Origin of the sequence: Plantibacter sp. VKM Ac-2880 (assembly GCF_015351235.1) — a bacterium.
Classification (GTDB): Bacteria; Actinomycetota; Actinomycetes; order Actinomycetales; family Microbacteriaceae; genus Plantibacter.
In genome coordinates, this window is the sequence record NZ_JADKSJ010000001.1 from 1379815 (window position 1) to 1393705 (window position 13891).

Genomic DNA, 13891 nt, shown 5'->3' on the forward strand with positions numbered 1-13891 from the left:
AAAAGTATAGGCAAGTCGGCGAAGATTCAAGCATGTCCGTCGACGAGCCGATCCAGCTGCCTGCGCCGCTGCGCCGCGACCGCATCCGCGAGCTGCTCGACGAGCGCGGGTTTGTCCGCGTGGCCGACATCTCCGAGGACTTCGGTGTCTCCCGGGTGACCGCACGGACCGACCTCGACACCCTCGTCGATCAGGGCGACGCCGTCCGCGTGCACGGCGGCGCGATGCCGGTGCTGGGTCGTGGAGCCGTCGAGTCGCCCATCGAGCTCGCGACCGCCACCTCGGCCCACGCGAAGCAGCGCATCGGTGAGGCCGCTGCGGCGATGGTGCGCTCCGGACAGAGCGTGATCGTCGATGTCGGCAGCACCGGTCTCGCGCTCGCCCGAGCCCTCAAGGCCCGACGGGACCTCTCCGACCTCGTCGTGATCACCAACGGCCTGACCATCGCCCTCGAGCTCGAGTCGGAGATACCGAGGTTCTCGGTGATCGTGACCGGCGGATCACTGCGGCCACTCCAGCATTCGCTCGTCGATCCCCTCGCCGGGTCGGTGCTCGGTCAGGTCCACGCCGACTTCGCCTTCATCGGGTGCAACGGGGTCGACGCCGAGCACGGTGTCACCAACGTCAACCTGCCCGAAGCCGAGGTGAAGGCCAGGATGGTCCGCGCTGCCGAACGCGTCGTCGTGGTCGCCGACGCCTCGAAGCTCGGGGTGCGACAGCTCGGCCGGATCGCCGGACTCGACGCCTTCGACGCCCTGTTGACCGACGACGGAGCCTCGCCCGAGACCGTGGCGGGCCTCAGGGAGGCCGGGCTGCCGGTGACCCTGGTGCCACTCGGGGACTGACGCGCCGAGCGGCTCCGGCTCCGGGGTCGTGAGCCCTCGCGCATGGACGACCCGATGCGGCACCATGGTCGCATGAGTGATCGAACGCACCCGGCCGTGTCCATCGTCGAGCGCACGCTCCGGGATCGAGGCGCTCAGGGGGAGGTCACCTGGCTCGACGACGCCGCCCGGACGGCGACCCTCGCAGCGGAGGCCCTCGGGGTCGCGGTCGGCGCCATCGCGAACTCCCTCGTGTTCACCCTCGACGGTGAACCGACCTTGATCCTGACGAGCGGCGCGCACCGGGTTGACACGGCCTGGCTCGGTGAGCGCCTGGGCGGACGGCTCAAGCGCGCCGACGCCGAGGTCGTCAGGGCGGCGACGGGCCAGGTCATCGGTGGTGTGGCGCCGGTCGGTCACCCCGAGCCGATCCGCACCTACGTCGACGAGGCGCTCGCCGCGTATCCGGAGGTCTGGGCCGCGGCCGGCCACGCGCACACGGTCTTCCCCACGACGTTCGAGGAGCTCGTGCGCGTGACCGGCGGGCAGGTCATCGCGGTGGAGCCGCCGACGGACCCTGCGGCGTCGTCGGGAGGCCTGTCGGCGTAGTCACCGGAGTCGCCGTGGCGGCGGGCGGCGTGCCGTGCCGCTTCGTCACGCGGGTCGGTGGCAGCGGGGCGCTCGCGGCGACGCCGTTCCTGCGGCCCCACCAGGTGCTCACCACGGCTGCGGCGACGCACAACGCCATCGGGATGAGCATGAACGGTCCGCCGGCCCCGTCGCCTCGCTCGAAGACCTGGTCCGTCTGCGACATCAGCGCCGTGGGGACGAGTAGGAGGAGGTTGTTCGTCGCGTGGATCAGCACCGGGGCCTCGAGGCCGCCCGTGCCCCGGGCCGCGAGGGACATCGAGGCGCCGAACACGAAGTAGTAGGCGATGAGCCACGGGTCGCCCGCGAAGTGCACCGAGGCGAAGACCGCGCCGGAGACGATCGTGCCGACGACGAAGGCGACCATCGGGCGACTGAACCAGGAACCCACGGAGCGCTGGATGAGGCCGCGCGCACCGTACTCCTCACCGGCCGACTGCAGCGGTGTCGTGAGGACGACGACGGCGAGCATGGCGATCATGGTGCCGTCGACCACGACCGGTTCCAATGGTGACAGGAGGAACGAACCTCCGACGTACACCACCCAGACCGGGATGATGATGAGGGCGAGACGCCCGAACCAGCGCCAACGGAACCGCCCCTCGACGGAGGACAGCCACCGAGGTCGGACGCCGAAGAGCGCCCACTGGATGAGCATGGACGCGGGGATGAGCGCTGCGAGCGACAGGTTGTTCGCGAGCATCGTGACCGGCGTCAAGGTCATCAGGCCCTTCGCGACGTCGTCGAGCGTGTACGCCCCCGTGGCGACGTCGATGATCAGGGCGACGCTCCCGAACGCGATGGAGAGGATGAGGAAGCCCACCACGAGCAGGAGGAGGGCGAGCGCACCTCGCCACCAGGCGGGCGCGGCTCGGAGGGCGTGGTCGTATGTCGCCGTCCGCCGCGGAGGCTCGACCATGTCGGCCTGTGCGGGAGGTGCCGTCGAGAAGGATGGCGAAGGCGTCTGCGGGAGCTGTCCGGGATCCGTCATGCAGCCAGCGTAGGCAGGCCCTCCGGCCCGACGCGTCCCCCGAGCGGCGGACGACCAGCGACGGACGGCGGACGACCGGCGACGGATCGGGCGGGCGGTCTGGCCTCAGGCGACCGCCGGTGGGAGACTGGCCGCTATGGCAGGACACCGCGTCTTCACGACGAGCTTCGGCAGCATCTACCCGCACTACGTGGCGAAGGCGGAGCGGAAGGGGTACACGAAGGCCGAGGTCGATCAGGTCATCACGTGGCTCACCGGCTACGACGCGGCCGGGATCGAGCGGGTGGTCGCCGACGGAACCGACATGGAGACCTTCTTCGCCGAAGCCCCGGCGATGCACCCCAACGCCTCGCTCATCACGGGGGTGATCTGCGGCATCCGCGTCGAGGAGATCGAGGATCCGCTCATGCAGCGGATCCGTCAGCTCGACAAGTTGGTGGACGAGGTCGCGAAGGGTAAGAAGATGACCTCGATCCTCCGCGAACCCGCCTGACCGGCCGGCACACACTCGCCCGCCGCAGCATCACCGGCCGCCGCGCGTTCGCGCGACGGCCGGTGGTGTCGCGTCGATGGCTCAGTGCGCGAGCACCGGCTCCGTCGATGCCTCCGGGGCGTGGTGCAGGGCGAGTCCCTGGTTGCGCCGGCGGAACAGCAGCGCCGCGGTCACCGCACCGACCGCGAAGAAGCCGGCACCCCAGAAGTACGTCGTTTGGTAGCTGTGGATCGCCGCCTGGGCGAGCACCTCGGCGGTCGGCGGAGCGTTGTCCGTGACGTAGGCCGTCGCGGCGCTCGCCGCAAGGGTGTTGAGCAGGGCGACACCGATCGAGCCACCCACCTGCTGGCTCGTGTTGACCGTCGCCGAGGCGACACCGGCGAATGCGCGATCCACGCCGAGGGTCGCCGTCTGCATCGAGGCGGGCATGATCGATCCCATCGCGAAGCCGAGCACCATGAGCGCCGGCATGACGTCGGCCAGGTAGGAGCTGTCGAGGTCGAGTCGGGTGAGCAGGAGCATCCCGACCGCGCCGAGGGTCATGCCGAACGGCACCATCACCTTCGGTCCGAAGCGGGGGACGAGGAGGTTCGTCCCGAGCTGTGCTGCGAGCACGAGCATCGCGATCATCGGCAGGAAGGCGAAGCCCGTCTGCTGCGGCGAGTAGCCGAGTGAGGCCTGCAGGTAGTACGTGACGAACAGGAAGATGCCGAACATCCCGGCTCCGGCGATCATGACCGAGATGAACGCGGCACCGCGGTTGCGGTCGAGGATGATCGACAACGGGAGGAGCGGATGCGCGGCTCGTCGCTGCCAGAGGACGAAGGCGATGAGCAGCACGCCGGCAGCCGTGAGGAACCCCCAGCTGAGCGGCGAGTCCCAGCCGTCGGTCTCCGCGTTCGCGAAGCCGTACACCAGGCTGAACAGCGCACCTGAGACGAGCACGGTGCCGGGGACGTCGAGCTTCGGACGCGGACCGGTCGCCTTCGGTGTAGTGATGAAGACGACGGCGCCGACGATCGCGATCACGGCGATGAACACGTTGATGGAGAGGTTCCAGCGCCAGTCGAACTGTTCGGTCAGGAAGCCGCCGAGGAGGAGTCCGACCGCGCCGCCCGCACCCGCGATCGCGCCGAAGACGCCGAACGCCCTGGCGCGTTCCTTCGGGATTGTGAAGGTGGTGGTGAGCATGGCGAGTGCGGTCGGTGCGAGGAGCGCTGCGAAGACACCCTGGAGTGCCCGCGCGGCGACGAGCATCCCGAAGGAGTCGGCGGCGCCGCCGAGCGCCGAGGCGACCGCGAAGCCGATGAGTCCGATGATGAACGCCCGTTTGCGGCCGATGAGGTCGGAGAGGCGTCCGCCGAGCAGCAGGAGGCTGCCGAAGGCGAGTGAGTAGGCGGTGACGATCCACTGGCGGTCGCCGTCCGAGAAGCCGAGGTCGGCTTGGGCTGCTGGCATCGCGATGTTCACGACCGTGGCGTCGAGCACGACCATGAGTTGGGCGAGGCCGACGGTGACGAGCGTCCACCAGCGACGTGAGGAGACGGCCGGGGTCCCGGCGGTGAGAGTCGAGGTCATGCTGAGGAGCATATACGGAACCGGGCAGTTTCGGAACCGGCAAGTTCCAGAACGTTCCAGTTCCTGAACTATGCTGTTCCTCGAGACGAAAGGGAGGTGAGCCGCGATGACGCAGCTCGAGACTCCGCCCGACGCCCCGAAGCTCGGACGCAAGCGTGACCACTCCCGCGACGCCGAGATCCTCGAGGCGGCACTCGACGTCCTGGCCGAGACGGGCTACGCCGGCATGACGGTCGACATGGTCGCGTCCCGCGCCAAAGCGGGCAAGGCGACCCTGTATCGGCGGTGGGCGTCCAAGTCGGAACTCGTGATCGACGCCGTCGCCTGCATGAAGCAGATCGACCCGGACTTCTCGAAGCTGCCCGACACCGGCTCGCTCCGCGGCGACCTCGTCGCGCTGATCAAGGCACCGTCCATCGCCGACGGTGAACGGAAGATGCGGGTCTTCGCCGGGGTCATGTCGATGATCTCCGACGCCCCCGAGCTCACCGATTCCGTGCACTCCGCCATCGTGGAGCCGCGCATGGCCGTCAACCGGTTCCTGTTGCGGCGCGCGATCGACCGCGGCGAGATCCGCGAAGACGCGGACGTCGAGACGCTGTCGCTCATCAGTCAGGCGATGGTCAGCTACCGGGTGCTGATGCTGCGCGAACCGGTCACGCGGGACTTCCTCGTGTCGGTGATCGACGGCGTCATCATGCCGGCCGTCCGGAAGTAGCCCGATGACCGAAGGGCCGATCAGACCTCGTACCGGGCTGGTCGATCACGCTGCACCGGTCCGGCTCGGGACGGCGGACGCCCTACTGCGGTTCTCGGGCCCCCGTGAGGCGGACGGACGGCACCTCATCGTCGACGGCGTGCCGGCGTTCGAGCTGAGCTTCCCGTGCGGCACGTGCGCGCTGCTCTTCCGTCGTCTGGACGCGGAGGCCCGCGTGCTCGCCGAGGCAGCGCTGCACGACCACCTCGACGCGCACGTGCCCACGATCGACAATCCCTCGCTGCGCGAGCTCGTGTCCACGTTCCTCCCCGAGGGGAGCTACCTCCCGCTCCTGCTGTCCGTCGAACCGGTCCTCGTCGCTCCGGGTGGCGACCGCGACTACTTCTCGCACGAACAGGTGGTGCACCGCGGGATCGATGCGAACCTGGGTGCGCCGGAGGACCCGGCGACCGAGTACTACCGCGGCTCGACCCGGACGATCGGCGATCACGAGACCCTGTTCGAGTTCCTGGTGCCGATGCTGCCGCCGAGCCGGAACGATCGTGCCCGCGTGGACGTCTACGAGGCCGCGTTCCGCGCCGGGGGAGCGGCGACCGTGCTCGCCGTCTCCGTCCTCGATCGGACGCAGCCGTCCGACAGCGTCGAGGCGCACTCGGGTCTCGTGCATTTCGTGCTCGACGGTCACCACAAGCTGGAGGCTGCGGCGAGGCTCGGCGTCGCGGTGACGCTCCTCGCCTTCGTCTCGGTCGAGGCGAGCCTCGCCGACACGGCGACGGTGATCGGCCTTCCTGAGCTCCTCGCCCGCTGAGGGGCGGTGGTCCTCAGACCGACGGCGATGCGTCGGTGCCGGAAAACGCCGGATGACCGAAGAGTCCCGGCAGCCCACCGGTGTGCAGGAAGACCGTGCGGTCCCCTGGCCGGATGCCACCGCGCGCCACGGCGTCGACGAGGCCGCTGAACGCGCGGCCGGTGTAGGTCGGGTCGAGGAGGAGGCCCTCCTGTTCCGCGGCGAGCGACATCGCCGCGCGGGTGCCGTCGGTCAGGTGCTCGTACCCCGCGCCGATCTGGGTACGGTCGACCCGCAGCGCCTCGGCAGGAGACCGTTCGCCGTATCCCATGTCGGCGAGCAGAGCCGCCACCGTCGCCCGGCCGTCCGGAACGGCGCCGCAGTCGACTCCGAGCACCACCTCGGCCCCGAGCCCGGCGACGAGCCCCGCCATCGTGCCTCCGGAACCGATGGCGACGACGACGTGGCGGACGTCGGGCACCTGTTCCCGGAGTTCTCGGGCGGCGTCGACGTAGGCCGTCGCACTGGCGGCGTTCGATCCGCCGAACGGGATCCGGGAGACGGATCCGAAGCGGCCCTCGGCTTCGAGCGCATCGGCGACGGATTCCGCGGTGGCGTCGCCCGACCAGACGAGGTGTGCGCCGAACAACCGGTCCAACAGGACGTTGCCGCGCCGGGTGTCGGGTTCGTCGCCCTGCAGGACGAGCGCGCAGCGCAGACCGACACGTGCGGCCGCGGCCGCCGTCAACCTCGCATGATTGCTCTGCGGAGCGCCGGTCGTGAGGACCCACTCGGCGCCGGACCGTAGCGCCTCGCCCATGGTGATCTGGAGCTTCCTGGCCTTGTTCCCGCCGCCACCGAGCCCGATGAGGTCGTCTCGTTTGATGAGCAGGTCGCCCGCGTCGAGGCCGATCGCCGCGGCGAGCCGGTCGGCCCGGTCGACCTGCGTCGGACCGGCGACGAACGTCGGATCCGGGGTGTGCCGTCGGTCGCCGTCCACGGGGTCTCCGTCTCTCCGGCCGCTCGCTCGCGCGCGAGCGGATGCGAGTGGTGGTGCACTGGTGGGCCCGGTGGGGCTCGAACCCACGACCCGCGGATTAAAAGTCCGATGCTCTGCCAACTGAGCTACAGGCCCATACGGGTTCTACTCTACGAGATCCGGGCGCGCGACGTTGACGCGTCGCGTGATCGTCTCGGGGAGCTGCGCCCGCTCGAGGCGGGTACCGTGGTCGGGTGCGCGGAGCGTGGCGCACAGGAGGAGGACGCATGACCGAGGGATTCCACCGTCCGACGAAGCTACCGCCGTCGATGCTCGAGGCCATCCAGGGCGGCCTCGACCCCGAGGCCGTGTCGAGGATCACCCACGAGACCGCGGTCGCGCTGCTCACCCGGGTGCGGGCGGACCCCGACCCCGCCGTGGTCGACCGCCTCGTCACCTACACGGACGAGCACGGCATCGACGCCATCGCCGAACTCTGGTCCCACGCGAGTCCGCGGAGCCTCCCCGGAGCGCTCTGGCGGATCTACCTGTTGCGCCTCCTCATCCGCCAGGACCCCGTCGGCACGAGCTTCAGCTTCCAGCGGGGGACCGAACTCATCACGACGGTGGACCCGGTCATCGCCGGTGCCGCCGAGCCCACCGGTCCGGAGGAGATCATCGTCCTCGCCGACCAGATCCTCCGTGGCCTCTACACCGGCGACTTCGCGATCGCGCTCGAGCGGGCGGCGTCCTTCTGCCGCATCAACGCCGTCGGATGCTCCTCGCTGGCGGACGACCGCGACGCGGTCGACCCGGCCGACGCCGCGCGGCTCACGACGAAGGCCGCCCGGTTCGGCACCATCGCCGAGGAACTCGCCGGCTGCGCCCGCCTCTGGCGCACCGATTCACTTGACTGAACCTCACCGTCGGGTCAAGCTCCTGCACCTGGGAATACACACAGGCGATCGCTTGCTACACTGATTGAGCCGGGCCGCAGTAACCCCGGGCTCCAAAAATCGCCGCTCCGAGCGGCCTTGCGCCGAGAGGCGTTTCTGCGGCCTGGCGCTTCTTCCCTCGGGCTCGTCCCCGACACCCAACGCTCCGTGATGACACCGGAACTGGGGTGGCCCATCCTGCCGATTGCTCCAATCGGATCCCGGCTCCGCGTCGAACTACGTGCATGACCACCGCACTGTACACGCAGACCCGTCCTCGGGCGGGCGTCGCGCAAACCGTCGGTGTCCGTGAGAAGCTAAGACTTGTGACCACGGGACCGGAAGCCGACGCTGCGCCGCAGCCGTCCTTGGCGAACGTCCTCGACGCCCTACTCATCCGCGTCGCCGGTGGCGACCAGGTCGCCTTCAGTGAGCTGTACGACCACATCGCTCCGCGGGTCCTCGGGCTCGTGAAACGGGTGCTCGTCGACCACGCCCAGTCCGAGGAGGTCACCCAGGAGGTGTTCCTCGAGGTCTGGCAGAACGCCACCAAGTTCGAGGCGGGCAAGGGCACCGCGACGACGTGGGTGCTCACCATGGCCCACCGTCGTGCGATCGATCGTGTGCGGGCCTCACAGGCTGGCCGCGACCGCGACCTCAAGATCGGTATCCGCGACTTCGACGAGCGTGTCGACGACGTCCAGGAGACGGTCGAGATCCGCATCGAACATGAGCGGGTCAAGCGCGCGTTCGTGCGGTTGAGCGAGCTGCAGCGCGAAGCGGTGACGCTCGCGTACTACGGCGGTTACAGTCACAGCGAGATCTCGAACCTGCTCGGCGTACCGATCGGTACGGTCAAGACCAGGTTGCGGGACGGAATGATCAGACTTCGAGACGAGTTGGGGGTGCGTACATGACCGAGCGAGACGATGCAGCAGACCTGGCAGCCGGTAACGCGCTGCACACCCTGACCCCGCGTGAGCAGGAGCGGTTCGACCGCCTGCGCGCCGAACACGAGTCCGTCCGCGAGGAAGCGGCGGAATTCGAGGAGACCGTAGCCATGCTCGACCTCGCAGCACCACCGGTGCAGCCGTCGGCCGCGCTCAAGAACTCCCTGATGGCGGCGATCCAGAACCTGCCGCAGCTGCCCGTCGACGCCCCTGTCGCGACCCCGGTCGTGCAGGACGAGGCGATCCCGACCATCCCGCGGGCCGAGGAGACGACGACCCCGGAGGCCGCCGTCGAACCGGAGACCACTTCGTCTTCGACCACCCCGGCTCCGATCGTGGGAGCCGCGGAGCGCAAGGCCGCCTCACGGTGGCGGCGGGGTGCCGTCGGCATGGTCGTCGGTGCTGCAGCGGCTGTCGGTCTCATCTTCGGTGGCGTCGGACTGGCGAACACCTTCGGCGGCGGATCCCTCACGCAGACCGTCGCCCTCGCGGAGATCAACGCGGCCTCCGACGTCCAGCGCGCCAAGGTGTCCATGGACGACGCGACCGCGACCCTCGTGTGGTCCGGCGAGCTCGGCAAGTCCGCCCTCCTCGTCGACGGGCTCGGTTCGCTGCCGGCCGACAAGGTCTACGAACTCTGGTACATCGGTGAAGAGGGGCCGGTGTCCGCCGGAACGTTCTCGGCAGCGAACGGCACCACCTGGCGGGTCCTCGACGGCGCGATGAGCGCGGGGGACAAGGTCGGCGTGACCGTGGAACCGCAGGGTGGCTCCGAGCAGCCGACCACCGACCCGATCATGGTCATCGACACGGCCTAGTTGTACTGTCCAGGCAGGTCGCGGAACCGCTCGCCGACCGTGCCGACGACGAAGGCCCCGCCCGGGAATCCCGGGGCGGGGCCTTCGTCATGTCAGCGTCGGATCAACCGAAGCGACCCGAGACGTAGTCCTCGGTCGCCTGGACCGACGGCTTCGAGAACATCGTGGTGGTGTCGTCGTACTCGATGAGCTTGCCCGGCTTGCCGGTGCCGGCGATGTTGAAGAACGCCGTCTTGTCGCTCACGCGGCTCGCCTGCTGCATGTTGTGCGTGACGATGACGATCGTGTACTCCTGCTTGAGTTCCTCGATGAGGTCCTCGATGGCGAGGGTGGAGATCGGGTCGAGCGCCGAACACGGCTCGTCCATCAGCACCACGTCGGGGGACACCGCGATGGCGCGAGCGATGCAGAGACGCTGCTGCTGACCACCGGAGAGTCCGGAGCCGGGCTTGTCGAGGCGGTCCTTCACCTCGTTCCACAGGTTGGCGCCCTGCAGGGAGCGCTCGACGAGCGCATCCTGGTCCGACTTCGACATCTTCCGGTTGTTGAGCTTCACACCGGCGAGGACGTTCTCCTTGATGCTCATCGTCGGGAACGGGTTCGGGCGCTGGAAGACCATGCCCACCTGGCGACGCACGAGCACGGGGTCGACGCCCGGTCCGTACAGGTTGTTGCCGTCGATCAGGACCTCGCCCTCGACGCGTGCGCCGGGGATGACCTCGTGCATGCGGTTGAGCGTCCGGAGGAACGTGGACTTGCCGCAGCCGGAGGGGCCGATGAACGCGGTGACCGTGCGGGGCTGGATCTGGAGGGAGACACCCTCGACGGCCATGAAGCTGCCGTAGAAGACGTTGAGGTCGTTGACTTCGATGCTCTTGGACACGGGGTTCCTTTGCTCGCGGCCTAGCGGCCGAACTTGGGGGCGAAGATCTTGGCGATGAGGCGGGCGATGAGGTTCAGCGCCATGACGATGAGGATGAGGACGAGCGCACCGGTCCAGGCGCGGTCCACGTAGGAGGCTCCGTCGGTGCCCTGGTTCGCGTACTGGGTGTACACGAAGACCGGGAGAGTCATCATCGGACCGTCGAAGAGGTTGTAGTTCATGCTCTGCGTGAACCCGGCGATGATGAGGAGCGGGGCGGTCTCGCCGATCACGCGGGCGACGGCGAGCGTCACACCGGTGATGATGCCGGCGATCGAGGTGGGGAGCACGATCTTCAGGATGGTCAGCCACTTCGGCACACCGAGGGCGTAGGCAGCCTCACGGAGTTCGTTGGGGACGAGCTTCAGCATCTCCTCGCTCGATCGCACGACGACGGGGATCATGAGCAGCGACAGGGCGATCGCGCCGCCGATGCCGAGTCGGACGCCGGGACCGAAGAAGATCGCGAGGAGCGCGAAGGCGAACAGACCCGCGACGATCGAGGGGATGCCGGTCATCACGTCCACGAGGAAGGTGATGCCCTGGGCCAGTCGGCCGCGGCCGTACTCGACGAGGTAGATGGCGGTCAGGATGCCGATCGGGATGGAGATGACCGACGTCGCCAGGGTGATGAGCAGCGTGCCGGTGATGGCGTGCAGCGCTCCGCCGCCTTCGCCGACCACGTTCCGCATCGACAGGCTGAAGTAGTTGATGTCGAAGCGGGCGGCACCGGCGGAGATGACCGTGATGGCCACGGAGATGAGCGGGAGGAGCGCGATCACGAACGCCGCCGTGACGAGCGTGGTGAGCAGGCGGTCCTTCGCCTTGCGGCGGCCTTCGACGAGGAGCGAGGCGACGTACACGGTCACCGCGTAGAGCGCGGCACCGAGCACGACGGCTCCGGGCACGTTGTAGCTCTTGTCGGAGCTGGACTGCTGGACCAGCAGGAAGATGAGTCCGCCGACGATCAGGCTGCCGCCGAGGATCGTGAGCGGCGCGAACTTCGGCAGCTTGCCCGCGGTGAGTGAGTTGGAGAACGGTGTGGCGATGGTCGCCTGACGGCGGTCGGTCGTGGCGGTCATCAGTTCGCTCCCGAGAATTCTTTACGACGGTTGACGATGAGTCTGGCGATGAAGTTCACCACGAAGGTGATGATGAACAGGATCAGGCCGGTGGCGATGAGCTTGTTCACGTCGATGCCGAAGGACTCGGGGAAGTTGAGGGCGATGTTCGCCGCGATGGTGTTCGGGTTGCTCGAGGTGAGCAGGAAGAACGAGTAGACGGCCGCCGGCGAGAGCACCAGGGCGACGGCCATGGTCTCGCCGAGTGCGCGGCCGAGGCCGAGCATGGATGCGGACACGATGCCAGGGCGACCGAAGGGCAGGACGGCCATCTGGATCATCTCCCAGCGCGTGGCGCCGAGGGCCAGGGCGGCTTCCTCGTGGAGCTTCGGGGTCTGGAGGAAGATCTCGCGGGAGATGGCCGTGATGATCGGGATGATCATGACGGCGAGGACGAGGGCGACCGTCAGGATCGTCCGCCCGGTGCCGGAGACGGTGCCGCCGAAGAGCGGGATCCATCCGAGGTTCTCGGACAGCCAGGCGAAGAAGGGCTGGACGAACGGGGCGAGGACGAGCGCGCCCCAGAGGCCGTACACGACCGACGGCACGGCGGCCAGGAGGTCGATCACGTAGCCGAGGGCGACCGCGAGGCGGCGCGGCGCGTAGTGGGTGATGAAGAGCGCGATCCCGAGGGAGAGCGGCACGGCGATGGCCAGCGCCAGGACCGCGGCCCAGATGGTGCCGAAGACGAACGGGCCGACGTAGGCCCAGAAGCTCGTCGGTGCGCCGGTGAACGACGAGGAGTCGGCCGTGAGGGCCGGGAACGCCTGGACGATGAGGAAGATCGCGACCGCCGCCAGGATGACGAGGATGAGTGATCCGGAGACGACGGAGAGCGCGGAGAAGACGCGGTCGCCGACTCGTTGCTTGGCTTTGGGTCTCGCAGCTAGGGCCTCGACAGCCATGGGTTCCCGTTCTCTCGATGCGATGGTGGTGCCCCTCGACAACCTCGGGGAGCGGGTACTGCGGGTGCTGGTGACGCAGGTCGAGCGTGCCGGGCAGGACCCGGCACGCTCGACCGTCGGACTACTTGATGGACGCGATCGCGTCCTGGACCTTCTTGGCGAGGTCGGCGGAGAGCGGCGCAGCACCGGCCGACTTCGCTGCCTCTTCCTGGCCGGCGTCGCTGGCGATGTAGCCGGCGTACGCCTTGACGAGGTCGGCGGCCTTCGGGTCCGCGTACTCCTGGCAGGTGATGAGGTAGCTCACGAGCACGATCGGGTAGTGGGTCGCGTCCGTGGTCTGGCGGTCCAGCTTGATCGCGATGTCGTTCGCCTCACGGCCCTCGACGAGCGGCGAGCCCTCGACGACGGCGGCAGCACCCTCGGCGCTGTACTCGACGAACTCCTCGCCGACCTTGATCTTCGCGACACCGAGGTCGCCGGCCTTCGAGGCGTCGGCGTAGCCGATGGTGCCGGTGCCGCCCTTGACGGTGTCGACGACACCCGAGGTGCCCTTGGCGCCCTCACCCGACTGGAACGGGAAGGTGTCGGCCGGCTCTGCGGTCCAGACGTCCGGTGCGTTCTTGTTCAGGTAGTCGGCGAAGTTCTTCGTCGTACCCGAGTCGTCCGAACGGTGGACGGCGGTGATGGCCGTCGCCGGCAGCTTCGCCTCAGGGTTCAGGGCGACGATCGCCGGGTCGTCCCAGCTGGTGATCTGACCGGCGAAGATCTTCGCGATGGTCGCCGCGTCGAGGTTCAGCTCGTCGACGCCCTCGACGTTGAAGATGACCGCGATCGGGGAGATGTAGACCGGGAGGTCGATCGCCTTGCTGTCGGCTGCACATGCGGCGAAGGTGCTCGAGAGCTCCTCGTCGGAGAGGGCCGAGTCCGAACCGGCGAACTGCACGCCACCGGCGATGAACGCCTTGCGGCCGGCGCCGGAGCCGTCGGGGGAGTAGTTGATGGTGACGTCCGGGTTGGACGTCTGGAAGGCGGCGACCCAGGCTTCCTGGGCGCTGCCCTGCGACGAAGCGCCGCTGCCGGCCAGGCTGCCCTTGAGGTCGCTGGCGGCTGCGCTCGTGGCGGTGGCGCCGCCTTCGTTGGCCGCACAGGAGGTCAGTGCGACAGCTGCGACTGCTGCTACGACCGCGACGCGGCCGAAACGTGAGAACTTCACAGGGATGTC

The 13891-nt window shown here is 68.8% G+C and carries 15 protein-coding genes and 1 tRNA gene; 8 read left to right on the top strand and 8 right to left on the bottom strand.

From position 1 onward, the window contains the following. Positions 1 to 32 precede the first annotated feature (32 nt). Both ITJ57_RS06670 and ITJ57_RS06675 read left to right on the top strand, forming a co-directional pair. Complete coding sequence (locus tag ITJ57_RS06670; protein ID WP_194669374.1) at positions 33 to 845, top strand: DeoR/GlpR family DNA-binding transcription regulator; 813 nt, start codon at positions 33 to 35, stop codon at positions 843 to 845. A gap of 72 nt (positions 846 to 917) precedes the next feature. Further along, on the top strand, positions 918 to 1433 hold the full coding sequence (locus tag ITJ57_RS06675; RefSeq protein WP_194669375.1) for a YbaK/EbsC family protein: 516 nt from the start codon (positions 918 to 920) through the stop codon (positions 1431 to 1433). Here the strand turns inward: ITJ57_RS06675 and ITJ57_RS06680 are convergent. Further along, positions 1375 to 2463, bottom strand: a complete 1089-nt coding sequence (locus tag ITJ57_RS06680; RefSeq protein WP_194669376.1) for a CPBP family intramembrane glutamic endopeptidase — start codon at positions 2461 to 2463, stop codon at positions 1375 to 1377. The two genes, ITJ57_RS06675 and ITJ57_RS06680, sit on opposite strands and share 59 nt — an antisense overlap. Positions 2464 to 2599: 136 nt before the next feature. Here ITJ57_RS06680 and ITJ57_RS06685 point away from each other — a divergent pair, with 136 nt between their 5' ends. Then, positions 2600 to 2956 carry a DUF2200 domain-containing protein gene (locus ITJ57_RS06685; protein ID WP_194669377.1) on the top strand — a complete coding sequence of 119 codons (357 nt, stop codon included), beginning with the start codon at positions 2600 to 2602 and terminating at the stop codon, positions 2954 to 2956. Positions 2957 to 3037: 81 nt separating this feature from the next. Here the strand turns inward: ITJ57_RS06685 and ITJ57_RS06690 are convergent, their stop codons facing one another. Then, positions 3038 to 4534, bottom strand: a complete 1497-nt coding sequence (locus tag ITJ57_RS06690) for an MFS transporter (protein WP_228506526.1) — start codon at positions 4532 to 4534, stop codon at positions 3038 to 3040. 106 nt (positions 4535 to 4640) lie between these two features. On the opposite strand from ITJ57_RS06690, the gene ITJ57_RS06695 reads away from it, so the two are divergent. Both ITJ57_RS06695 and ITJ57_RS06700 read left to right on the top strand, forming a co-directional pair. After that, positions 4641 to 5252, top strand: a complete 612-nt coding sequence (locus ITJ57_RS06695; RefSeq protein WP_194669379.1) for a TetR/AcrR family transcriptional regulator — start codon at positions 4641 to 4643, stop codon at positions 5250 to 5252. Between the two features lie 4 nt (positions 5253 to 5256). Continuing rightward, the gene (locus tag ITJ57_RS06700; RefSeq protein ID WP_194669380.1) at positions 5257 to 6060 is read left to right on the top strand and encodes a hypothetical protein; all 804 of its coding nucleotides are present in this window, start codon (positions 5257 to 5259) and stop codon (positions 6058 to 6060) included. A 13-nt stretch (positions 6061 to 6073) separates the two neighbouring features. Here ITJ57_RS06700 and ITJ57_RS06705 read toward each other — a convergent pair whose 3' ends face one another. Together ITJ57_RS06705 and ITJ57_RS06710 are read right to left on the bottom strand one after the other, a co-directional pair. Beyond that, positions 6074 to 7039, bottom strand: coding sequence for a pyridoxal-phosphate dependent enzyme (locus ITJ57_RS06705; RefSeq protein WP_194669381.1), 966 nt, complete (start codon positions 7037 to 7039; stop codon positions 6074 to 6076). A 59-nt stretch (positions 7040 to 7098) separates the two neighbouring features. After that, a tRNA-Lys gene (locus ITJ57_RS06710) sits at positions 7099 to 7174 on the bottom strand. Positions 7175 to 7305: 131 nt separating this feature from the next. Between ITJ57_RS06710 and ITJ57_RS06715 the strand changes: the two genes are divergently transcribed. The 3 genes from ITJ57_RS06715 (at position 7306) to ITJ57_RS06725 (ending at position 9721) form a co-directional block, all read left to right on the top strand. Further along, positions 7306 to 7935, top strand: coding sequence for a DNA-directed RNA polymerase subunit beta (locus ITJ57_RS06715; protein WP_194669382.1), 630 nt, complete (start codon positions 7306 to 7308; stop codon positions 7933 to 7935). A gap of 263 nt (positions 7936 to 8198) precedes the next feature. Next, entirely contained in the window at positions 8199 to 8870 is a 672-nt protein-coding gene (gene sigK / locus ITJ57_RS06720; protein ID WP_194669383.1) for an ECF RNA polymerase sigma factor SigK, read from the top strand. Beyond that, the gene (locus tag ITJ57_RS06725) at positions 8867 to 9721 is read left to right on the top strand and encodes an anti-sigma factor domain-containing protein (RefSeq protein ID WP_194669384.1); all 855 of its coding nucleotides are present in this window, start codon (positions 8867 to 8869) and stop codon (positions 9719 to 9721) included. Before sigK ends, ITJ57_RS06725 begins: the two co-directional genes overlap by 4 nt. Before the next feature lie 103 nt (positions 9722 to 9824). On the opposite strand, the gene pstB is transcribed toward ITJ57_RS06725, so the two are convergent. The 4 genes from pstB to pstS all read right to left on the bottom strand — a co-directional run bounded on the left by pstB (position 9825) and on the right by pstS (position 13882). Next, complete coding sequence (pstB, locus tag ITJ57_RS06730) at positions 9825 to 10604, bottom strand: phosphate ABC transporter ATP-binding protein PstB (protein WP_056007815.1); 780 nt, start codon at positions 10602 to 10604, stop codon at positions 9825 to 9827. A gap of 20 nt (positions 10605 to 10624) precedes the next feature. After that, positions 10625 to 11725 carry a phosphate ABC transporter permease PstA gene (gene pstA, locus ITJ57_RS06735; protein WP_194669385.1) on the bottom strand — a complete coding sequence of 367 codons (1101 nt, stop codon included), beginning with the start codon at positions 11723 to 11725 and terminating at the stop codon, positions 10625 to 10627. Beyond that, positions 11725 to 12669, bottom strand: a complete 945-nt coding sequence (gene pstC / locus ITJ57_RS06740; protein ID WP_194669386.1) for a phosphate ABC transporter permease subunit PstC — start codon at positions 12667 to 12669, stop codon at positions 11725 to 11727. The genes pstA and pstC overlap by 1 nt, the downstream gene beginning before the upstream one ends. A gap of 121 nt (positions 12670 to 12790) precedes the next feature. After that, positions 12791 to 13882: a phosphate ABC transporter substrate-binding protein PstS gene (pstS, locus tag ITJ57_RS06745; protein ID WP_370582236.1), complete on the bottom strand. Its 1092-nt coding sequence runs from the start codon at positions 13880 to 13882 to the stop codon at positions 12791 to 12793. Between the last annotated feature and the right edge of the window lie 9 nt (positions 13883 to 13891).